Source organism: Burkholderia sp. RF7-non_BP4, from assembly GCF_001521935.1.
Classification (GTDB): domain Bacteria; phylum Pseudomonadota; class Gammaproteobacteria; order Burkholderiales; family Burkholderiaceae; genus Burkholderia; species Burkholderia diffusa.
This window is the reverse complement of the sequence record NZ_LOTA01000031.1, coordinates 99,849-119,389: the sequence shown is the minus strand read 5'-3', so window position 1 is coordinate 119,389 and position 19,541 is coordinate 99,849. Positions and strand designations below refer to the sequence as shown.

The following is a 19,541-nucleotide window of genomic DNA, read 5'->3' as shown; positions in this document are numbered from 1 at the left end:
CCGAGGCGCCGACGCGTCCGCGTCACGCGTTCACGGGCCATCGCGCGCAATGGCGGGTAGTGGGAAATCGAATGGATGTCATCGCAACATTTAATTGGTCGATCCGGATCGACTTCGCTATCGTCAACGCTGCCCGCGTACGGAATCGAACCGTGCCGTCCCCCGTGCCCCGCCGCATGACCCCGAGTGTCCGCGGCCCGGCCGCCGGACCCGCAAGCATGGGGCGCCCCGCCCGCTGAACCGGGCGGGCCCGTCGCGAAGCCTGGCCGACCGAACGAAGGCGCCCGCGCTTTCAAGCCACCCCGGCAACGATGTCCCGCCGTCGCATGCGTGCCCCACGCGCGTGCCGCGCCTGCCGTTGCGACCCGGGGCCGGACCAACCCATTGCCTGGATGCTTTATGTCTAAGACAACGTATTACGCGCCGCATGGCGGCCACCCGCCGCAGACCGATCTGCTGACCGATCGCGCGATGTTCACCGAGGCGTATGCGGTCATTCCGAAGGGAGTGATGCGCGACATCGTCACGAGCTGGCTGCCGTTCTGGACCCACACGCGCCTGTGGGTGATCGCGCGTCCGCTGTCGGGTTTCGCCGAAACCTTCTCGCAGTACATCGTCGAAGTGAATCCGGGCGGCGGCAGCGACAAGCCCGAGCAGGACAAGAACGCCGAAGCCGTGCTGTTCGTCGTCGAAGGCGAGGCCGAGCTGACGCTGCAGGGCAAGCAGCACACGCTGAAGCCGGGCGGCTACGCGTTCATCCCGCCGGGCGCCGACTGGACGCTGCACAACGTCAGCGATGCCGCCGTGCGTTTCCACTGGATCCGCAAGCACTATCAGGCCGTCGACGGCATTGCGCTGCCGGAAGCGTTCGTGACCAACGAGCAGGACGTCGAGCCGATCCCGATGCCGGGCACCAACGGCGCATGGGCGACGACGCGCTTCGTCGACATGAGCGACATGCGTCACGACATGCACGTGAACATCGTGACGTTCGAGCCGGGCGGCGTGATTCCGTTCGCGGAGACGCACGTGATGGAGCACGGCCTGTACGTGCTCGAAGGCAAGGCCGTGTATCGCCTGAACCAGGACTGGGTCGAGGTGGAAGCGGGCGACTTCATGTGGCTGCGCGCGTTCTGCCCGCAGGCATGCTATTCGGGCGGCCCCGGCCGCTTCCGTTACCTGCTGTACAAGGATGTGAACCGTCACATGAACCTGACGCTGAATCCGGCGCGCTAAGCGTCGCGCACGTCGGACACGAAAACCCGCCGGTGCATGCCGGCGGGTTTTTTTATTGATGCCGCCGTGCGATGCAGCGGACGTGGCGGCCGGGCCGTCGTCGCACGCTACGCGTCGAGCGCCGAGGCGGCCAGCCTCGCGACCTGCAGCCGCGTATCGGGCGGCAGGCCGTCCTCGATCAGCCAGACCGCCGACAAGCCGGCCCACGCAAGAATCCACTGCAGCAACCGGCGGCGGTCGAGTTGCGCAGCCTCGGCGACGAGCGCGACGCGCCGCGCGAAGCGGGCGGGATCGACGGCGATGTCGTGCGCGGGATTGCAGAACAGGTTCGCGTAATCGAACGCGCGGTCGCCGCGCAAACCCTTCGGGTCGATCGCCAGCCAGCCGCGATCGCCGAAGTGCAGCACGTTGCCGTGATGGATGTCGCCGTGCAGCACGACGTCGTCGACGGGCGGCGCGGCCAGCAGCCGGTGCGCCGTCGCGGCAGAACGCCGCAGCGTGTCATCGCCGGTGTCATGCGACAGCAGCGCGTGGAACCAGTCGGTCAGCGGCACGACCTCGGGCGCTGCCGGTGCGCGATGCGCATGCAGCCGCGCGACCGCGCGGCATGCGATCCGGATCGCATCGTCGTCGTGGCCCGCGCCGGACAGGCCGACGAGCGTCGGCGCCGGCTGCGCGCGTTCGAGCAGCACCGCGTCGCTGTCGTGCAGCCACACGCGCGCGGCGCCATCCCCGTTCCACCAGGTCATCAGCGCATTGCCGCGGCGCTCTTCGTCGCAGGTCGCGACCTTGAGCATCGCGGGGCGCGCGTGCCAGACGACGGGCAGCACGCCGCCGCTCGCGGTCAGGATCGGGCCGCCGTCGGGAACGAGGTCCCACAGGCGCAGGTACGTGTCGAACATGCAGACGATGGTACAGGCGAACCGGCTCGTGCGCCGCGCGGGGCACCCGGCACGGCTGCCGCGCAACCATTCCTAAATAAAATTTAGCCAGCCAAACTTAGGCTAAAGAGTGTTCCGATATCCCGGCATCCCTTCGACAATGCGCGCCTTCCGTGACCGACGGGCGCCTGTTGCGCGCCCGCGTTCGCCGCATTGAAGAAGGAGCCTGCATGACCGACCACACCGCCAACCCTCCAACGCCACCGGCCCCGCCTCCCGCATCGCCGCGCCGCCGCGCATGGCGCATCTTCGCCGGCGCGCTCTTCGGCCTGACGCTCGCGTGCGCGGGCATCGGCGCATGGACGATCGATCGCATCTGGACGCAGTTGCCATCCGTCGAGCACCTGGCCGTCTACCGGCCCGCGCTGCCGCTGCGGATTTTCTCGCGCGATGGCGAGCTGCTGGCCGAGTACGGCGTCGAGCGCCGCGAATTCGTGCCGCTCGAACGCATTCCGCCGCTCATGCGGCACGCGCTGCTCGCGGCCGAGGACGCGAAGTTCTACCAGCACGGCGCGGTCGATATCGGCGGCCTCGCGCGCGCGATGTTCGCGAACGTCGTGACGGGACAGCCGGGGCAGGGCGGCAGCACGATCACGATGCAGGTCGCGCGCAACTTCTACCTGACGCGCGACAAGGTGCTGAGCCGCAAGCTCGCCGAGATCCTGATGGCCATCAAGCTCGAGCGCGAGTACAGCAAGGACAAGCTGCTCGAGCTTTACATGAACCAGATCTATCTCGGCGAGCGCGCGTATGGTTTTGCGGCGGCCGCGAACGTGTATTTCGGCAAGCCGCTCGACGCGCTGAGCGCGGGCGAAGCGGCCGTGCTCGCCGGATTGCCGAAGGCGCCGTCCGCGTTCAATCCGGTCGTCAATCCGGCGCGCGCGACCGCGCGGCGCAACTACGTGCTCGGTCGCATGCATGCGCTCGGCGAACTCGACGAGGCGACCTATCGCGCGGCGGTCGACGCGCCGATCGCGCTGGCGACCACGCCGCCGCCCGGCATCGTCGCGGCGCCGTACGTCGCGGAGCGCGCGCGCCGGATGATGGTCGAGCGCTTTCACGACGACGCCTATACGCTCGGCCTCGACGTGACCACGACGATCTCGATGCGCGACCAGCGCGCGGCCGAAGCTGCGCTCCAGCGCACGCTGAGCCGGCAGCCGCGCGCGAGGCGCGATGCGCGCAACGGGCTCGAAGGCGCGCTCGTGTCGCTGGATGCGGCGACGGGCGACATGCTCGCGCTCGTCGGCGGCGCGGATTTCAACCGCAACGTGTTCGACCACGCATTGCAGGCGTATCGCCAGCCGGGTTCGAGCTTCAAGCCGTTCGTCTATTCGGCGGCGCTGGAGAAGGGCTACTTTCCGGGCGTGCTGGTCGACGACACGCAGCGCACGCTGACCCATGAGGAAACCGGCGCGCGGCCGTGGCGCCCACGCAATTTCGGCAACCGCTACGAGGGCTTCATTCCGGTGCGGCGCGGGCTCGTGCGCTCGAAGAACCTGGTCGCGGTCAGCCTGATGCAGGCCACGGACGCGCGCTACGTGCAGCAGCACGCGGTGCATTTCGGCTTCGACGCGCAGCGCAATCCGGCGTCGCTGCCGCTCGCGCTCGGCGCGGGCGCGGTGACGCCGCTCGAACTCGCGAGCGCGTACAGCGTGTTCGCGAACGGCGGGACGCGGATGGAGCCGCGCCTGATCCTGTCGGTGAAGCAGCGTCACGGCGGCGCGATGTACGAGGCGACGACGCCTGAAGGCGCGCGCGTCGTGTCGGCGCGCAACGCGTTCATGATGGACAGCATGCTGCGCGACGTCGTGAAGGCCGGCACCGCGCGTGGCGCGCTCGCCTTGCGCCGCGACGACGCAGCCGGCAAGACGGGCACGTCGAACGGATCGAAGGATGTCTGGTTCGCCGGCTACTCGTCGGGCATCGTCGCGGTCGCGTGGCTCGGCTACGACACGCCGCGCCCGATGGGGCGCGCGACCGGCGCGACGCTCGCGCTGCCGGTCTGGCTCGACTACATGAAGACGGCCGTCGACGGACGCACGCCGGTCGCCGCGACGCCGCCGCAGGACGTCGCGCTCGTCGACGGCGATTTCGTGTACGCCGAATACACGCGCGGCACGTGCACGGCCGACGTGCCGCCGTACATCCGCAGCCGCTTCGCGTGCGGCGGCGCGCCGGCGGCCGAGGCGCCGGATGCTTCGGGCGAGAAGGGCAGGCCCGACGAGCCGATGCCCGCGGCCGTCGATGCGGCCGAGCGCGAACGCGTGCTCGACCTGTTCCGTACCGAAGACTGAGGCGCGCGATGCATACGCTTTATCTGATCGCGATCGTCGCGGAGGCGATGTCGGGTGCGCTGATGGGCATGCGGCGCGGGATGGACCGCTTCGGGCTCGCGCTCGTCGGCGCGGTGACGGCGCTCGGCGGCGGCACGGTGCGCGACGTGCTGCTCGGCCACTATCCGCTCGGCTGGATCGCGCATCCCGAATATCTGGTGATCACGCTCGTCGCGGCGACCGTCGCGTCGTGGGCCGCGCGGCACGTCGCGCGGATGAAGACGCTGTTCGTCACCGTCGACGCGATCGGTCTTGCGGCGTTCACGATCATCGGCTGCGATATCGGCGCGTCGACGGGCAGCGCGCCGATCATCGTCGTGCTGGCCGGCGCGATCACCGGCGTGTGCGGCGGGATGCTGCGCGACCTGCTGTGCAACGAGATGCCGCTGATCCTGCGCGAGGAACTGTATGCGAGCGTCGCGTTCTTCACGGGCACGCTGTACGTCGGGATCCAGCATCTCGGCATCGATGCCGGGCCGGCGTCGGCGGTCGCGCTGGCGGCGGGCTTCACGACGCGCATGCTCGCCGTGCGGCTCGGATGGAAAATGCGGACGTTCGGCGTCGCGGACGTCGAGCATTGAGCGAGGCCGCCGCACGGATGCGACGGCACGCGTGCGCTACGCCGGCACCATGACCGGTGGCGACCCGTCACCCGTTTCCACCATCTTCACCGCGAATCCGTAGCACTGCGCGATATGGGCGGGCGTCATCACGTCGCGCGGCGCGCCCTGCGCGACGATCGTGCCGTCCGCGAGCATCGCGATCGTATCCGCGTGCCGCGCGGCGAGGTTCGGATCGTGGACGATCGCGAGTACGCCGAGCCGCCATTCGCGCGCAACGGTGCGCACGGTGTCGAGCAGCCGATGCTGATGCGCGAGATCGAGCGCGGCGGTCGGTTCGTCGAGCAGCAGGTAGCGCGGGCCGTTTTCCGTTGCGTCGTCGTCCGGCCACAGCTGCGCGAGCACGCGCGCGAACTGCACGCGTGCGAGCTCGCCGCCGGACAGCGTCGTCACGTCGCGGCCGACGAGCGTCTCGGCGCCCGCGCGTTCAAGCGCCTGCCACGCAATGTCGCGATCGCGATGTGCGATCACGTGTCGCGCGCCGCCGCGTCGTGTATGCGGATAGCGGCCGAGCAGCACGATTTCGTCGACGCTGAACGGAAACGCCGGTTGCGCGGCCTGCGGCAGCACGGCGCGCAGGCACGCGAGCCGCGGCGCGTCGATGCGCGCGAGCGGTTCGCCGTTCAGCGCGATGTCGCCGGTCACGCGCACGCCGTGGGGCGCGACGCTGCCGGTCAGTTCGCCCGCCAGGGTCTTCAGCAATGTGCTCTTGCCTGCGCCGTTGCGGCCGAGCAGCGCGGTCACGCGGCCGGGTTCGATCGACAGCGACAGGTTGTGCAGAACGATGCGGTGCCGGCGGGCGACGTCGAGATGTTGGGCGGTCAGCATGATGAGCGAATGAAGGATCAGCCGCCGAGCGCGCCGCGGCTTTTCCACAGCAGCGCGAGAAAGAACGGCGCGCCGAGCAGCGCGGTGAGCACGCCGAGCGGAATCTCGGCGGGCGCGGCGGCGGTGCGCGCGGCGAGATCGGCGGCGAGCGTGAGCAGCGCGCCGAGCAATGCGGCGCCGGGCAGCACCACGCGCTGGTCGGGGCCGCACGCGAGGCGCACGCAGTGCGGCGCGACGAGGCCGATGAAACCGATGACGCCCGCGCACGACACGAGCGCGCCGACCGTGAGCGCAACCGCGATGAGCACGCGCCGTTTGAGCCGCTGCACGGTCACGCCGAGATGCAACGCCTCGGTTTCGCCGAGCTGAAGTGCATTGAGCGCGCCACGATCGCGCGCGAGCAGCCCGCAGCCGATCGCGACGCACGGCGCGACGGCCGCCAGCGCGGGCCATTGCGCGCCGCCGAGGCTGCCGAGGCTCCAGAAGGTCAGCGAGCGCAGTTGCGCGTCGTCGGCGACGAACGTAAGCAACCCGATCGCCGCGCCGACCAGCGCGTTGATCGCGATGCCGGCGAGCAGCAGCAGCGGCAGCGCGAGCCGGCCGCGCGACGCGGCGAGCCGGTAGACGAGCGCCGCGACCGCGAGCGCGCCCGCGAACGCGGCGACGGGCAGCGCGACCGCGCCTGCATGCGCGGCGAACAGCGCGGGGCCGAGCACGATCGTCGTCGTCGCGCCGAGCGCCGCGCCGCTCGACACGCCGACGAGCCCCGGATCGGCGAGCGGGTTGCGGAACAGCGCCTGCATCGCGGCGCCGGCCGCGCCGAAGCCGCCGCCGACCAGCAGCGCGAGCACGACGCGCGGCGCGCGGATGTCGACCAGCACCGCGCGTGCCTGTTGCGCGGCCGGGTCGCCGCTCAGCGCGGCCCAGGCTTCCGCGAACGGAATGCGATACGCGCCCACGCACAGCGCGACGACGGACATGGCGCACACGAGGACGGCGAGCGCGGCCAGCGCGAAGGGCGCGATGCGGCGTGACGCGCCGACGCGCGCGGCGCCGGTGCGCGATCCGTGCGACCGCGCGGGGAAAGGTGAAGCGTGAGCGGGCATCGTGTCGATCCGGAATCAGGCGAGCGCATCCGACAGGCGCCGGTGCAGGGTCGTGACGGCGAGCGGCAGGCGCGGGCCGAAGCCGAGCAGGAACAGCGCATCGAGCGACACGACGCGCCGCGCGCGGCCGGCCGGCGTCGCGCCGAAGCCGGGTGCGGCGAGCAGCGCGTCGCGGCCGCCGACCGCCGCGAGCCCTTCGTCGGAGATCAGCACGACGTCGGGTGCGGCGGCGGCCAGCGCCTCGGTCGTCAGCGGCTTGTAGTGATCGAAGCCCTGCATCGCGTTGCGCGCGCCCGCGTAGCGGAGCATCGCGTCGGCGGCCGTGTGCTGGCCGGCGACGAGCGCCTGGTTGCCCGTATGGTTCAGCACGAACAGCACGCGCGGCGGCTGCGCGCCGCCGGGCACGCGCGCGGCGACCGCGTCGCGGGCGGCCTGCCAGTCGCGATCGAAGCGCCGCAGCAGCGCGGCGCCCGCGTCGCGCACGTCGAGCGCCTGTGCAACGCCGCTGATCTTCGCGCGCACCGAGTCGACGTCATGCCGCTCGTTGAACGTCGTCACCGCGACACCCGCGCTTTTCACTTGCGCGATCGCGGCAGGCGGGCCGGCTTCCGCCGACGCGAGCACGAGATCGGGGCGCAGCGACAGCAGCCCCTCGGCCGACAATGCGCGCTGATAGCCGACCTTCGGCAGGCGTTTCGCGGCGTCCGGGTACGTGCAGGTCGTGTCGGTGCCGACGAGCCGGTAACCGCGCGCGTCGGCACCGCCGAGCGCGAACGCGGTTTCCGCGAGCGCGCCGCCGATCACGACGACGCGCTTTTGCGCGGCTTGCGGGCGTGCCCGGCCGGGCAGCGCGCCCGCGAGCGCACCGGCGACCGCGCTCGCGAGCACGACGCGGCGACGCGGCAGGAACGATCGCGCGCTCACCGTGCGTCTCCGCGCGCCGCCGACGGCAGCGTCGCGACGAGCGCGCGCCAGTCGTCGCGTTCGACCTGACCCGGCTTGCGCTCGCCGAACAGCAGCGCGACGTGGTCGCCCTGCCGGTCGAACAGCTCGAGCGACGTGACGATGCCGTCGCTCGTCGGCTTCTTCACGACCCACGCGGCGGCGATCAGGTCCTCGCGCACATGCAGGTTGAAGCCCGGGTCGAGCACGTTGATCCACGCGCCGACCTCGCGCACGTTCGCGACGGGGCCTGTGTGGATCTGGATCATGCCCGCATTGCCGACGAACACCATGATCGGCTGGCCGCTCGACGCGGCCCGTTCGAGCACGTGACGCAGCGCGTGCGCCGCTTCGACCGGATACGCATATTGCGGATCGGCGAGGCGCAGCGCCTGCATGCGGCTCACGCCGAAGCGCTGCGTGATGCCGAAGAACTGATGCGTGTCGGTCATCGCGTCCCACGCGGCGCGAAAGCCCGCGACGTCGATCCCGGTGTCCGCGCGCTCGGGCGCTTTCGGCGCGGCGGGCGCGACGTCGAGCCCCGGCACCTGCGACGCCGCGCGCCAGCGTTCGACGAACGCGTCGTACGCCGCGTGATCGCTGTGCGCGCGCAGGTAGACCTTGTGGATCGCATGACCTTGCGCGTCGAAGAACTGCAGGCTCTCGAGCGGACCGTGCGCGGTTTCGTCGCGCACCGCGAATGCCGACGCCCAGTGGCGGTAGAAGATGCGCAGGTCGATGTCGCCGAGCGCGAGGCCGACCGGGCCGTCATGGCTCATCTGCGCATATGCGCCGTCTTTCTCGTGGACGGCCGTGTCGTTGCGCGTGAGCGCCATCACGCGGCCGAGGCGCGGCATTTCCTCGAACATCGCCGGAAAGCGCGCGTCGAGCCGCACGACGTGTTCGCCAATGAACGCGGCGAGCGCCTCGCCTTCGCTGACGCCGAGCGCCTGCGCGACGTCGCGGTTGCGCAACTGGCGCTCGGTCTTGAGTTTGATGAACGCGTCGCGCAACGCGGCGGGCGCGCGGGCCGGCGTGGCCGGCTGACCGGGAAGGGCGGATTGCATCATGTCGGACTCCTTCAAGTAACGGTTGGGGTGGCAGCGCGGGCGGCGCGCATCAGAAATCGACCTTCATGCCGACCGCGACGGTGCGGCCGGACGACGTATATGCATCGAGCACCTGCGAATCGGCGGCGATCCCGCGCACGTCCGACCAGTTCCAGTACTTGCGGTCGAACAGGTTGCGGATGCCGATCGTCGCGCTCACGTGCTTGTTGAAGCGGTAGCCGCCGCGCAGGTCGACGACGAACGACGACGGCGGCGAGAAGCACGTCTTGTTCGAACAATCGGACTTGTCGATGTCCTTGTCGCGTTTCGCGGCCTGGAACAGCAGGTCGGTCTGCACGAACCAGCGTTCGCCGGGTTCGTAGCGCACGCCGAACACCGCCGAGAACGGATTGACCGTGTTCAGCGGCTGGCTCGCCGCGCCGTCGTTCTGCGTCGAGCCCTTCGTGAACGCCATCGCCGTCTTCAGCGTGATGCCGTTCGGCATCGCCCATTCGGCGCGGCCTTCGAGGCCGTGGATGCGCGCGTCGGCGAAGTTCACGTACTGGAACACGAACGGATCGGCCGGGCGGCCGCTGCCGGCGATCGTCGTGCGCGAGATGAAGTTGCGGTAGCGGCCCGTGAACGCGGCCGCGCTGTAGCGCACGATGCCGTAGCCGGTGCCGGCCTTGCCGCGCAGGCCGGCTTCGAACGTGTCGCTCGTCTCGGGCTTCAGGTTCGGATTGCCGATCGACGTGTAGCCGTACACGGGGTTCGAGAAGCTGCTGTTCACCTGGTCGGGCGTCGGCGCGCGGAAGCCGTGCGCGTACTGCACGTACGGAATGACCGCGGGCGCGATCTCGTAGAGCACCGCGACGCGCGGCGACACTTCGTTCGCGCTCGTCGACACGGCGGTGCCAGTGAACAGCGGATCGTTCCGCGTCGGGCTCAGGCGGTACGTGTCGAAGCGCAGCCCCGGCGTGACGAGCAGGCGGCCATAGCCGATCCGGTCCTGCACGAACGCGCCGAACAGCGTGTAGTCGGTGTCGGGAAACGCCTTGTTCGGGAACGCCTCGCCGACGCCCGGCACCGTGCCGTCGCGCAGGTTCGTCACGCGCGACACGCTGCCGTCGACGCCATACAGCAGCTTGTGCGCGAACGGGCCGGTCGAGAAGCCGCTTTCGGCGAACGCGGCGCCGCCGAACGTGCGCTCCTTGTACTGGTTGTCGCGGGAACGCGAAGGCTGCCGGCCGCGCGTCTCGAACGCGTACTGGTCCTGCTTCGCGTCCTGGTAGTAAAACTGCGCATGGGCGGTCTGGAACCAGCGGAATGTATCGTCGCGGAAATCGTAGTCGACGCTGAAACGGTTGCGTTCGAGCCGGTCGTGGGTCGTGAGGCCGAGCGTGGCCGGCGGGTTGATCGCGGACAGCACGTCGGTGCTCACGCGGCGCTGCACGGTTTCGGCGGTGAACCTGATCGTGTCGCGCGCGGTGGGCGTCAGCACGAGCTTGCCGAGCAGCGATTCCGAATAGACGTCCTGCGGATTCGACGTGGTGCGCAGCGTGCTCGCCGAGTTGTTGCCGCCGCGCGTGTCGACCTCGTGGCCGCGCCGGCCGTCGGCGATGATCATCCCCTGTACGCGATCGTTGCCGCCCGCGGCCGACACGGTCGCGCCGATGCTGCGGTCGGCCGAGTCGTAGCTCGGCCGGAACGAGAAGTAGGTGGGTTTGCCGTAGACCGACAGCAGGTCGCGCGGATCCTTCGTGATGAAGTTCACCGCGCCGGTCAGCCCGTCGCTGCCGTACAGCGCCGATGCCGGCCCGCGCAGGATCTCGATGCGCTTGAGCATGTCGAGATCGGCGTAGTCGCCGCGGCCGGCTTCGAGCGGGCCGAACGAGAACGCGTTCGGCAGGCGGATGCCGTCTTCCATCAGCAGCACGCGATTGCCTTCGAGGCCGCGGATGTTGATGCTCGAATCGCCGTCGCGGCCGCCGCCGAGCGCGGCGCTGCCGGGGCGGTACGCGGTGCGGCGCACCGTGACGCCCGGCTCGTAGCGCAGCGCATCCTTGATGTTGGTGGCCTGCTGTTCTTCGAGATCGTCGTCGGTGATCACCGACACGGACGCAGCCGTACGGCTCGCGGCGGTGGCGGTGCGGGTGGCCGTGACGGTGACGGGGTCGAGCAGCGCCGCATCGCCGCGCGTGGATGCGGCGGCGGTCAGGACGGCAGGTGGCGGGTTGGCGCCTTGCGGCGGTGAATCGGCATGAGCCGGGGCGGCGGACAGGCCGAACGCGCCGAACAGCGCGGCACAGATCGGCCGCCGCGCGAGTGGATGGCAATGCACAGGTGGTCTCCCATTGACGATGACTAGCCCGAAGGCTGGCTGGGTGACGCGTTCACCTGGCTGGCCCGTTCGCGCGCGACTGGCGGCGAACGGCGAATTGAAAGGGAATTGATAATTTCGCCAGTGTAAATGAGAATTATTATCAATACAAGGACGAAAGGCGGCGCGTGCGGACGCGCGCCGTCGGCGCGGATCGGGCGATCCGCGCGCGGCGAGACATGCGGTGAAAGCAGGCTGGCCCTAGGCCAGCGATTCGATACGAATCAGCAGGTTGCGCGCATGCGCGATGAACGCATCGTGCGTCGCGCGATCGCCGTGGCCTTCGAAGCCGGCCTGTTCGGCGAACGCGAGCTGTTCGGCGTAGAGGTCGACGAGCGCGCTGCGTGTGTCGGGCGGCAGCGCTCGGATCATCGAGACGAGCAGCAGTTCCTGCGCGCGCAGCATGCCGGACAGCGATTGGGCGTTCATGCCGACCTCCTCGAACGACGCGGCGGCGTGCCGCTCATTTCATAGTAGGTGGTCGGCGCGCGCAGCGGAAATCAGCCGGCGGCCGTCGCCGTCCGTGCATCGCGCACGACCTGCGCGACGCGCTCGACGAATTCGGCGTCGACGCTCGACAGCGCTTCGCGCTTGCCGTCGGGCATTTCGACCATCAGGCGGTAGGTGATGTCCTGCGTGGTCCAGGCGAGATAGCCGACGACCGCGAGCATCACGCCGACAACCAGCGCGGCGCTCGATGCGCCGATGCCGCCTGCGACGGCGGTGGCCACGCCGATCAGCGAGATCAGCCAGGGCACGAGGCGATTTTTCGGGATCTTGACGACATCGACGTTGCGGATGTCACGCAGCGGGAAGACCTGCCCGGCGGCCGACAGGCCGTTGCGGGTGACCATCACGCCGCGTTCGTTGAATGCGTTTTCCATCGTGTGTTGCGTGGACGAAAACGCGCAGCGTAGCAGACTTCGTTGCCGCGTCAAACGAGACCGAGTGCCGCACGATGCGTGCGGGCCGGCCGCGATGCGGGCAACGGCGGGTAATGGCGGGTAACGGGGGGAATCAGAACTGCAGCCGGCCGTCGCCGTACAGGCGGCCCGGCACGTGCGACGCCACGACCTCGGCGATTTCTTCGTCGGTCGATTCGGCCGGCACGATCTGGCGCCGCGCGGGTGCGTCGAGATGCATCGTCCATTCGACGAGCCGGTACGGGCGGCCCCACGGGCGCTGCATTTCGACCGACACGCGGCAGCTCTGGACCGGCAGCGAATGCCGGCGCGTCAGAATCGCGTGCAGATGGCTGAAAACGGTATCTTCGATCATCTTGGGCTCCGATCCTGTCTTGTGGGCAGTTGATGGCGGTGCCGTAGTGGGTCTCAAAAAAAAAGCCGCCGATGCTCAGGCGGCCAACAGGGGGGGTGAGAGCATCCTCTCAGCCCAGAATTAAGCGAAACTTAAAAGCCCATAAAAAAGCGCCCCGCGTGGAGCGGGGCGCTTCTTGCCGTCGTCGTCCGCGACATGCGCGGACGAGTTAAGCGGATGCTTTAGAACTTGTGACGGATACCGACGCGAGCGGCCAGCTGGTTCGACGAACCGTTGCCCGACGTGCTGAAGTAGCTCGTGCTCGAACCGATCTGCGCTTGCACGCCGTTGCCCGACGCCTTCTGGTAGACGACCAGGCCGTACACGTCCGTACGCTTGCTGAGCGCGTAGTCGAGGCCCAGGTTGCCCTGGTTCCAGTGCGCCGAGTTGCCGCTTTGCGTGGCGTTCGTGTACGTGTAGCCCGCTGCTGCCGACAGGGCCGGCGTGATCGCGTACTTCACGCCTGCTTCATACGCGTTGTAGAACGTGCCCGACGCGCCAGCCGCGATCGGGGTGAACTGCGTGCGCGTCCAGAGCAGCCATGCCGTTGCCGGGCCGAAGATGTAGCGGCCGCCGACGCCGTACGTGCGCAGGTCGCGGATGTTCGTCAGCGCGATGTTCGCGATCGACGTCGAGAATGCCGGCGTCGACTGGCTCGGGAAGCGGATGTCCGTGTATGCGGCGCCGAGTGCGAACGGGCCGTTCGCGTAGTTCAGGCCGAAGCTGTATGCGCGCGACGAACCGGCCGTCGTCGTGGTGCCCGTCGTCGTCGACGGTGCGCCGGCGAAGTCGGTCGAGTTCGAGAAGCCGTACAACGCGCCGAACGTGAAGCCGGCGTAGTTCGCGCTCTGGAACTTCACCGAGTTGTTGATGCGGCTCGACGTGAGCTGGTCGATGTCGTTCACGTGGTACGCGTAGTTACCCGCGACCGTGTTGCCGCCCGTCGAGTAGTTCGAACCGAGGATGTCGGTCGAGAACGAGTACTGGCGGCCGAACGTGACCGTGCCGTATTGCGACTGGCTCAGGCCGACGTAGGCTTGACGGCCGAAGATCGCGCCGCCCTGGCCGATCGTGCCGTTGCCGCTGTTGAAGCCGTTTTCGAGCACGAAGATCGCCTTCAGGCCGCCACCGAGGTCTTCGGTGCCGCGCAGGCCCCAACGGCTGCCCTGGGCCACGCCGTCGTCGTACTTGAACAGCTTGCCGCTGCCGCCGTTCGCGGTCTTGCTGTGGTTCACGTAGCTGATACCGGCATCGATGACGCCATACAGGGTCACGCTGCTTTGTGCGTGTGCCGCGCCGGCCGTTGCTGCGAGGACGGCGATGGTCAACAGTTTCTTGTTCAAAGGATTCTCCGAGCGAATAAATGGCGTGTCCAGTTGCGGTTCCGGCGCTCTCTATGGGCGCTTTCACGGACCGGTCGCAACTTTATCGGCGGGCCACGTAATGAATGTGACAGGCTTTGTCATATGACGAATCTGTGGTGCCGAAGCGACACTGGATTCTGCCCGGTTGTACAGCGGGGAGTTATACCGATTTCGGCTGAGATTCGATCGGGATCCGGAATATGCACATGAAATAAGCTTGGTTGGTGCCGTTCCGGCCCCGTGTCACGATGCGCGCTTCAACAACGACACGGGACAAGAGGACACCATGCGACGTTCGATCCTGACCGGCCTCGGCGCGCTTGCCGCGGCGCTGGCCTTTGCCACGCCCGGCGCGCACGCCGACTCCCAGACGCTGAAGATCGGCACGATGAGCGGCCCCGACGCGCAGATCTGGACCGAGGTGACGAAAGTCGCCGCACGCGAAGGCCTCGCGATCAAGGTGATCGAATTCAACGACTACGTGCAGCCGAACGCGGCGCTCGACGCGGGCGATCTCGACGCGAATGGATTCCAGCACCAGCCGTTTCTCGACAGCCAGATCAAGCAGCGCGGCTACCGGATCGTCAACGTCGGGCTGACCTATACGGCGCCGATGGGCTTCTATTCGAAGAAGCTCAAGTCGCTGAAGGATCTGCCGACCGGCGCGAAGGTCGGGATCCAGAACGATCCGTCGAACGGCAACCGCGCGCTGCTGCTGCTGCAGAAATACGGCGTGATCAAGCTGAAGGCGGGCGCCGGCACGAACGGCGTGAACGCGACGCCGCTCGACGTCGCCGAGAATCCGAAGAAGATCAGGATCGTCGAGCTCGACGCCGCGCAACTGCCGCGCGCGCTGCCCGACCTCGACGCCGCGTCGATCAACACCGACTACGCGGTGAAGGCCGGGCTCACGCCGGTGAAGGATGCGATCGCGATCGAGGATCTGCGCGGGCCGTACGCGAACCTGATCGCGGTGCGCGCGCAGGACAAGGACAAGCCGTGGGTGAAGAAGCTCGTCGCGGCCTATGAATCGGACGACGTGCGCAAGTTCATCGACCAGAAGTTCGGCGGCGCGATCGTGCCGGCGTTCTGAACGTCGGCCGATGCCCGGCCGCGTCGCCGGGCATCGCGCCGGACCGAAAAGCAAATCGCCCGCGCAAGCGGGCGATTTCGTTGGCGCGCCGCGATGCGGCGCACGGGCCGGCCGCTGGGCGGCCCGGGGGCTCAGGCCGACAGCAGCGACCCGGTGCGGATCGGCGTCGCGCCGGCGATCCGAGCGACTTCCATCCCGGCGGTCGCGAAGCGCACGACCTGGCGCGCGTACAGCACGCCGGACACGCTGCTCTTCAGCGTGATCACGCGATCGGTCAGCGGATCGACGATGTCGGCGACGTCCTGGCCGGCTTCGATCCACGCGCCGACCGGCGTGCGGAACACGATCACGCCCGACACCGGCGCGACGAGCGGATCGGTGCCCGCGAGCGGCGTGGCCGGATGCGCGAGCGGCGGCAGCGGCGCCGGCGTGCCGTCGATGACGCCGCGCGCGGTCAGGTATTCGACGATCGCTTGCGAATCTTTCTCCGCGAACTCGTACGACACGTCGCGCTCGCTGCGCAGTTCGACGGTGACGGAAATCGCGCCGTTCGGGATCGGGAAGCGATCGCCGAACCGGCTGCGCAGATCGGACCAGCAGAAGCTGTGGATCTCGTCGAACGGATTGCCGACCGAATTCAGCGCGAGCAGCGACGCCTGCGCGTCCAGATAGCGCGCCAGCGGCTCGACGTCTTCCCACAGATCGGGGTTCGTATACAGATGCATCACCGCGTCGTTGTCGCAATGCAGGTCGAGCACGATGTCGGCGTCGAACGACAGTTTCTGCAGCGCGAGGCGCTGCGATTCGAGCTCGGTGCGCGGCTTCTGTTCGTCGAGCGCCTCGCGCATCGCGGCGCGTACCGCGGCGACGTTGCGCTGCGCGTCGTTCGTCAGCCGGCCTTCGATGCGCGGCATCACGAGCGCCGCGAGATCGTGGAAATTGCGGTTGAAGTTCTGCATCGAGCCGAGCTCGAAGCGGCCGAGGTGATCGCCGAACACGTGCTGCGACAGGCCGATCGGGTTAGGCACGGGGACGATGACCACCTCGCCGCGCAGCTTGCCGGCCGTCTCGAGCGCGGCGATCTTGCGGCGCAGCAGCGTGGCGACCAGCATGCCGGGCAGTTCGTCCGCGTGCAGCGACGACTGGATGTAGACCTTCTTCCCGCCGCGCGGGCCGTAGTGGAAGCTCGTGATCTGGCGTTCGGTGCCGACGGCGGGGGAAATCAGCGGATGGGTCTGCGTTTGCATGATGAGGGGAGGGCGGCGCAGCCGCGAGTGATCCGGTATGCGTGGAAGATCGATTGTACGTTGCCTTCCGCGAACCTATCAAACCGCGTACATGGCAAGTCGATTTCCCTTACGAATCATCGGGTTGTTGCGTAAAAAATAACGTCGCCGCGGCCCTTCGCTCATGCGTGCCTCGCGGTCTTTCGGCGCGCGCGGGCAAAAAAACGGGCTCCTTGCGGAGCCCGTCTGCGCGGATGCGAAGTGCGCGTTGCGCGGTGTTACTTGCCGTACACGTCGAAATCGAAGTACTTCTTCGCGATCTTGTCGTACGTGCCGTCCTTGCGCATGCCGGCGATCGCGCCGTCGATCTTCGCCTTCAGGTCGGTGTCTTCCTTGCGCAGGCCGATACCGGCGCCGTTGCCGAGCGTCTTCGGATCGTCGATGTCCTTGCCGGCGAAATCGAAGCTCGCGCCGCGCGGCGTCTTCAGGAAGCCGATTTCAGCCTGCACCGCGTCCTGCAGCGCGCCGTCCAGACGGCCGGAGATCAGGTCCGCGTAGACCTGGTCCTGGTTCTGGTAAGGCACGACGTTCACGCCCTTCGGGGCCCAGTACGTCTTCGCGTAGGTTTCCTGAATCGTGCCCTGCTCGACGCCGACCGACTTGCCCTTCAGCGATTCGGCCGTCGGCATCAGGCCGGCGCCCTTCTTCGCGACGAGGCGCGTCGGCGTGTTGAACAGCTTCGACGAGAACGCGATCTGTTCCTGGCGCGCCGGCGTCATCGACATCGACGACAGGACGCCGTCGAACTTGCGTGCCTTCAGCGCCGGGATCATCCCGTCGAAGTCGTTTTCGATCCACACGCACTTCGCGTTCATGCGGCGGCAGATTTCGTTGCCGAGGTCGACGTCGAAGCCGACCACCTTGCCGTCGGCGCCTTTCGATTCGAAAGGCGGGTAGCTTGCATCGACGCCGAAGCGCACGGTCGTCCAGTCCTTCGCGTATGCAGTGCCGGCCGATACGGCGAGCAGGGCTACGGTCACAGCCGCAAGAATCTTTTTCACTCGGTGACTCCTCGTTTTGTTCGATGGGTGCGCGGTTGTGCCGCGCCGTAAGCCTTCGGTCCGGCGCGGCTTCGCGTCGGACTGTCCGTTTCGCTGCCCGATGCGGGCGCGCGACGTGCGCAAGATTACCAAGACAAAATACCGGGAGGGCGCCTAGGACATGCCCCGATACCGGACCCGACGGCCGCGCATGCCGCGCGCGACCGTTTCAGACGAAGGAACGATTCAACCGAGCGTTTCGTTGACCGCGCGCTGCAGACAGGCGACGAATTGCGACACGGCCGGCGTCGGCAGCAGGTCGCGGCGCGCGATGATCGACAGGTCGAAGCGCGGCATGCTTTCGTCGAGGTCGGCCGTGCGAACCCCGAGCGGCGCCACCATCGCGGCCAGCGGGCGCGTGAAGCAGCCGATCACGTCGGAGCGCGCGACGAGCCCGAGCGTCACCGCGAACGACATCGGCGAGCGCAGCAGGCGCTTCGGCAGCGGCAGCCCGCGCGCCTCGAACATGCCGACCATGACGCTGTGCGGGAATTGCTCGGCCCCGACCGTGACGATCCATTCGGCGTCGAGCAATTCCTCTAACCGGCGCGCGTGCGCGAGCGGGTGGCCTTCGCGCATCACGACGGTGAACTCGGTCGACAGCAGCGGCACCTGCGTGAGATCGCGGTCGAGCGCGGGCACATGGTGCATCGCAGCGATGTCGAGCGTGCCGTTGCGCAATTGCGCGAGCGCGTCCGGCACCGTCACTTCCTCCAGATGCAGGCTCACGTTCGGCATCGACCGGCGGAAGGCGGTGACCGCGTGCGGCAGCGCGGTCAGCGCGATCGACGGCATCGTGCCGACCGCGACCCGTCCGGACATTTCCCCTTTCACCTGCTCGACGGCCTCGACGGTGCGGCGCATGTCGCCGAGCAACTGCTCGGCGCGCGGCAGCAGCGCATGGCCGCACGCGGTCAGCTCGACGCCGCGCACGCTGCGCGCGAGCAGTTCCGCGTTCAGCGCCGTTTCCAGTTCGCGGATCGTATGCGTGATCGCGGGCTGCGTGACGCCGAGTTCGCGCGCGGCGGCGCGCAGGCTCTTGTGATGCGCGGCGGAGACGAACGCCTGGAGCTGCGCGATGTTCAGGTGGTTTCGGATGCGGGTCATCGATCGGTTCGGATCTGGCGGCGGGCGGGGGCGCCGGCGCGAAGATCGATAGGGTAGCGCGCCGCGACGGCGAACGCCGGGCGGAACAAAAACCGCGAGGCGCGGCGCGGCATTCTCTCGCCGCGACCGACGGCGAGGCGATCAGGATTGCAGATGACGGTGCGTGACGTTGCCGAGATGCGCCGCGCGCGACGACACACCGCGTGACGTTTTCGTGGCGGCCCGGTGTGTCAGGCAAGCGCCAGTTCGACGGCCGCGAGCGTGCGGCGGCGGATCCAGCCGCTCGCGAGCCGGATCGCGAGCCAGTACGGCAGAAACAGCAGGCGCGTGCGCGTGCTCGGACAGTGCACGAAGGTTTCGGTGCGCAGCAGGCGCGTGCCGGACGACAGTCCGACGACCTCGAACCGCAGCACCAGCTTCGCGTCGCGCGGATCGTCGTGCCGGACGAAGGCCGCGGCGTCGTCGATCGTCCGCACGTCGGGCGTCGGGCGCCAGAAGCGTCCGATGAGCCCCAGCGACAGCGACGTGTCGTCGCGATGCAGCAGCGTGAACGTATCGAAGCCGAAGCGTTCGCGTGCGGCTTCGGCGGGGCGGTTGCCCAGCGCACGCGCGATGGCCGCCGGCGATTCGCGCACGGCAAGCAGCGCGTCGATGACCGGATCGGCGCGCATGTCGAGCGCGGCCACGGCGTCGATGATGCGCGACGGCGGCGCGTCGATCGGCCGCGATTCATGAACCTCGACGAAGCCGAACGACGGGATGAACGGCGGTTTGCTCGCCGCGGTTCGCGTGTCTGATTCAGAGACGATGCCGAACGGATTCATGGTCGTTCCGGAGGACAAAATGTGATCGTAGCACCGCGTTCGGACTCGCGGTGCGCCGCGCCGCAACGCCGG

At 68.6% G+C, this 19,541-nt stretch carries 18 protein-coding genes; 4 read left to right on the top strand and 14 right to left on the bottom strand.

Features of this window, described 5'->3' with window-relative positions; genetic code table 11:
* The first annotated feature begins 399 nt into the window (after nt 1–399).
* On the top strand, nt 400–1,236 hold the full coding sequence (locus WS49_RS12685; RefSeq protein ID WP_059528639.1) for a bifunctional allantoicase/(S)-ureidoglycine aminohydrolase: 837 nt from the start codon (nt 400–402) through the stop codon (nt 1,234–1,236).
* A gap of 107 nt (nt 1,237–1,343) precedes the next feature.
* On the opposite strand, the gene WS49_RS12680 is transcribed toward WS49_RS12685, so the two are convergent.
* Entirely contained in the window at nt 1,344–2,138 is a 795-nt protein-coding gene (locus tag WS49_RS12680; RefSeq protein WP_059528636.1) for an aminoglycoside phosphotransferase family protein, read from the bottom strand.
* A gap of 209 nt (nt 2,139–2,347) precedes the next feature.
* On the opposite strand from WS49_RS12680, the gene WS49_RS12675 reads away from it, so the two are divergent.
* Both WS49_RS12675 and WS49_RS12670 read left to right on the top strand, forming a co-directional pair.
* Nucleotides 2,348–4,474 (top strand): penicillin-binding protein 1A, encoded by a 2,127-nt coding sequence (locus WS49_RS12675; protein WP_059528632.1) that lies wholly within the window; start codon nt 2,348–2,350, stop codon nt 4,472–4,474.
* An 8-nt stretch (nt 4,475–4,482) separates the two neighbouring features.
* Complete coding sequence (locus WS49_RS12670; RefSeq protein ID WP_059528629.1) at nt 4,483–5,094, top strand: trimeric intracellular cation channel family protein; 612 nt, start codon at nt 4,483–4,485, stop codon at nt 5,092–5,094.
* A gap of 36 nt (nt 5,095–5,130) precedes the next feature.
* Here the strand turns inward: WS49_RS12670 and WS49_RS12665 are convergent, their stop codons facing one another.
* The 9 genes from WS49_RS12665 to WS49_RS12625 all read right to left on the bottom strand — a co-directional run bounded on the left by WS49_RS12665 (nt 5,131) and on the right by WS49_RS12625 (nt 14,098).
* Nucleotides 5,131–5,961 (bottom strand): heme ABC transporter ATP-binding protein, encoded by an 831-nt coding sequence (locus WS49_RS12665; RefSeq protein ID WP_059529099.1) that lies wholly within the window; start codon nt 5,959–5,961, stop codon nt 5,131–5,133.
* Between the two features lie 17 nt (nt 5,962–5,978).
* Nucleotides 5,979–7,067: a FecCD family ABC transporter permease gene (locus tag WS49_RS12660; RefSeq protein WP_059528626.1), complete on the bottom strand. Its 1,089-nt coding sequence runs from the start codon at nt 7,065–7,067 to the stop codon at nt 5,979–5,981.
* Nucleotides 7,068–7,082: 15 nt separating this feature from the next.
* A complete protein-coding gene (locus WS49_RS12655; RefSeq protein WP_059528623.1) occupies nt 7,083–7,991 on the bottom strand; it encodes a heme/hemin ABC transporter substrate-binding protein in 909 nt (302 codons plus the stop codon).
* On the bottom strand, nt 7,988–9,079 hold the full coding sequence (locus WS49_RS12650) for a hemin-degrading factor (RefSeq protein ID WP_059528620.1): 1,092 nt from the start codon (nt 9,077–9,079) through the stop codon (nt 7,988–7,990). The genes WS49_RS12655 and WS49_RS12650 overlap by 4 nt, the downstream gene beginning before the upstream one ends.
* 49 nt (nt 9,080–9,128) lie before the next feature.
* Nucleotides 9,129–11,399 carry a TonB-dependent hemoglobin/transferrin/lactoferrin family receptor gene (locus WS49_RS12645; protein ID WP_059528617.1) on the bottom strand — a complete coding sequence of 757 codons (2,271 nt, stop codon included), beginning with the start codon at nt 11,397–11,399 and terminating at the stop codon, nt 9,129–9,131.
* 240 nt (nt 11,400–11,639) lie between these two features.
* Entirely contained in the window at nt 11,640–11,867 is a 228-nt protein-coding gene (locus tag WS49_RS12640) for a hypothetical protein (protein ID WP_059528614.1), read from the bottom strand.
* Nucleotides 11,868–11,938: 71 nt separating this feature from the next.
* Nucleotides 11,939–12,322 carry a DUF6232 family protein gene (locus tag WS49_RS12635; protein ID WP_059528611.1) on the bottom strand — a complete coding sequence of 128 codons (384 nt, stop codon included), beginning with the start codon at nt 12,320–12,322 and terminating at the stop codon, nt 11,939–11,941.
* A gap of 133 nt (nt 12,323–12,455) precedes the next feature.
* Complete coding sequence (locus tag WS49_RS12630; RefSeq protein ID WP_059528608.1) at nt 12,456–12,716, bottom strand: DUF2866 domain-containing protein; 261 nt, start codon at nt 12,714–12,716, stop codon at nt 12,456–12,458.
* A 221-nt stretch (nt 12,717–12,937) separates the two neighbouring features.
* The gene (locus WS49_RS12625; protein WP_059528606.1) at nt 12,938–14,098 is read right to left on the bottom strand and encodes a porin; all 1,161 of its coding nucleotides are present in this window, start codon (nt 14,096–14,098) and stop codon (nt 12,938–12,940) included.
* Nucleotides 14,099–14,405: 307 nt separating this feature from the next.
* On the opposite strand from WS49_RS12625, the gene WS49_RS12620 reads away from it, so the two are divergent.
* The gene (locus tag WS49_RS12620) at nt 14,406–15,212 is read left to right on the top strand and encodes a MetQ/NlpA family ABC transporter substrate-binding protein (RefSeq protein WP_059528603.1); all 807 of its coding nucleotides are present in this window, start codon (nt 14,406–14,408) and stop codon (nt 15,210–15,212) included.
* Nucleotides 15,213–15,343: 131 nt separating this feature from the next.
* Here WS49_RS12620 and WS49_RS12615 read toward each other — a convergent pair whose 3' ends face one another.
* The 4 genes from WS49_RS12615 to WS49_RS12600 all read right to left on the bottom strand — a co-directional run bounded on the left by WS49_RS12615 (nt 15,344) and on the right by WS49_RS12600 (nt 19,469).
* Entirely contained in the window at nt 15,344–16,459 is a 1,116-nt protein-coding gene (locus WS49_RS12615) for a succinylglutamate desuccinylase/aspartoacylase family protein (protein ID WP_059528600.1), read from the bottom strand.
* 257 nt (nt 16,460–16,716) lie between these two features.
* Complete coding sequence (locus tag WS49_RS12610) at nt 16,717–17,499, bottom strand: ABC transporter substrate-binding protein (protein WP_059528597.1); 783 nt, start codon at nt 17,497–17,499, stop codon at nt 16,717–16,719.
* Nucleotides 17,500–17,724: 225 nt separating this feature from the next.
* Entirely contained in the window at nt 17,725–18,645 is a 921-nt protein-coding gene (locus tag WS49_RS12605) for a LysR family transcriptional regulator (protein ID WP_059528594.1), read from the bottom strand.
* A 230-nt stretch (nt 18,646–18,875) separates the two neighbouring features.
* Nucleotides 18,876–19,469: a hypothetical protein gene (locus WS49_RS12600; protein ID WP_059528591.1), complete on the bottom strand. Its 594-nt coding sequence runs from the start codon at nt 19,467–19,469 to the stop codon at nt 18,876–18,878.
* Nucleotides 19,470–19,541: the final 72 nt, after the last annotated feature.

Excerpts from the sequence above, each read along its gene's own strand:
- WS49_RS12685 (WP_059528639.1), top strand. The coding sequence starts at position 400 with ATGTCTAAGACAACGTATTACGCGCCGCATGGCGGCCACCCGCCGCAG.
- WS49_RS12680 (WP_059528636.1), bottom strand. The coding sequence starts at position 2,138 with ATGTTCGACACGTACCTGCGCCTGTGGGACCTCGTTCCCGACGGCGGC.
- WS49_RS12675 (WP_059528632.1), top strand. The coding sequence starts at position 2,348 with ATGACCGACCACACCGCCAACCCTCCAACGCCACCGGCCCCGCCTCCC.
- WS49_RS12670 (WP_059528629.1), top strand. The coding sequence starts at position 4,483 with ATGCATACGCTTTATCTGATCGCGATCGTCGCGGAGGCGATGTCGGGT.
- WS49_RS12665 (WP_059529099.1), bottom strand. The coding sequence starts at position 5,961 with ATGCTGACCGCCCAACATCTCGACGTCGCCCGCCGGCACCGCATCGTT.
- WS49_RS12660 (WP_059528626.1), bottom strand. The coding sequence starts at position 7,067 with ATGCCCGCTCACGCTTCACCTTTCCCCGCGCGGTCGCACGGATCGCGC.
- WS49_RS12650 (WP_059528620.1), bottom strand. The coding sequence starts at position 9,079 with ATGATGCAATCCGCCCTTCCCGGTCAGCCGGCCACGCCGGCCCGCGCG.
- WS49_RS12640 (WP_059528614.1), bottom strand. The coding sequence starts at position 11,867 with ATGAACGCCCAATCGCTGTCCGGCATGCTGCGCGCGCAGGAACTGCTG.
- WS49_RS12635 (WP_059528611.1), bottom strand. The coding sequence starts at position 12,322 with ATGGAAAACGCATTCAACGAACGCGGCGTGATGGTCACCCGCAACGGC.
- WS49_RS12630 (WP_059528608.1), bottom strand. The coding sequence starts at position 12,716 with ATGATCGAAGATACCGTTTTCAGCCATCTGCACGCGATTCTGACGCGC.
- WS49_RS12620 (WP_059528603.1), top strand. The coding sequence starts at position 14,406 with ATGCGACGTTCGATCCTGACCGGCCTCGGCGCGCTTGCCGCGGCGCTG.
- WS49_RS12615 (WP_059528600.1), bottom strand. The coding sequence starts at position 16,459 with ATGCAAACGCAGACCCATCCGCTGATTTCCCCCGCCGTCGGCACCGAA.
- WS49_RS12605 (WP_059528594.1), bottom strand. The coding sequence starts at position 18,645 with ATGACCCGCATCCGAAACCACCTGAACATCGCGCAGCTCCAGGCGTTC.
- WS49_RS12600 (WP_059528591.1), bottom strand. The coding sequence starts at position 19,469 with ATGAATCCGTTCGGCATCGTCTCTGAATCAGACACGCGAACCGCGGCG.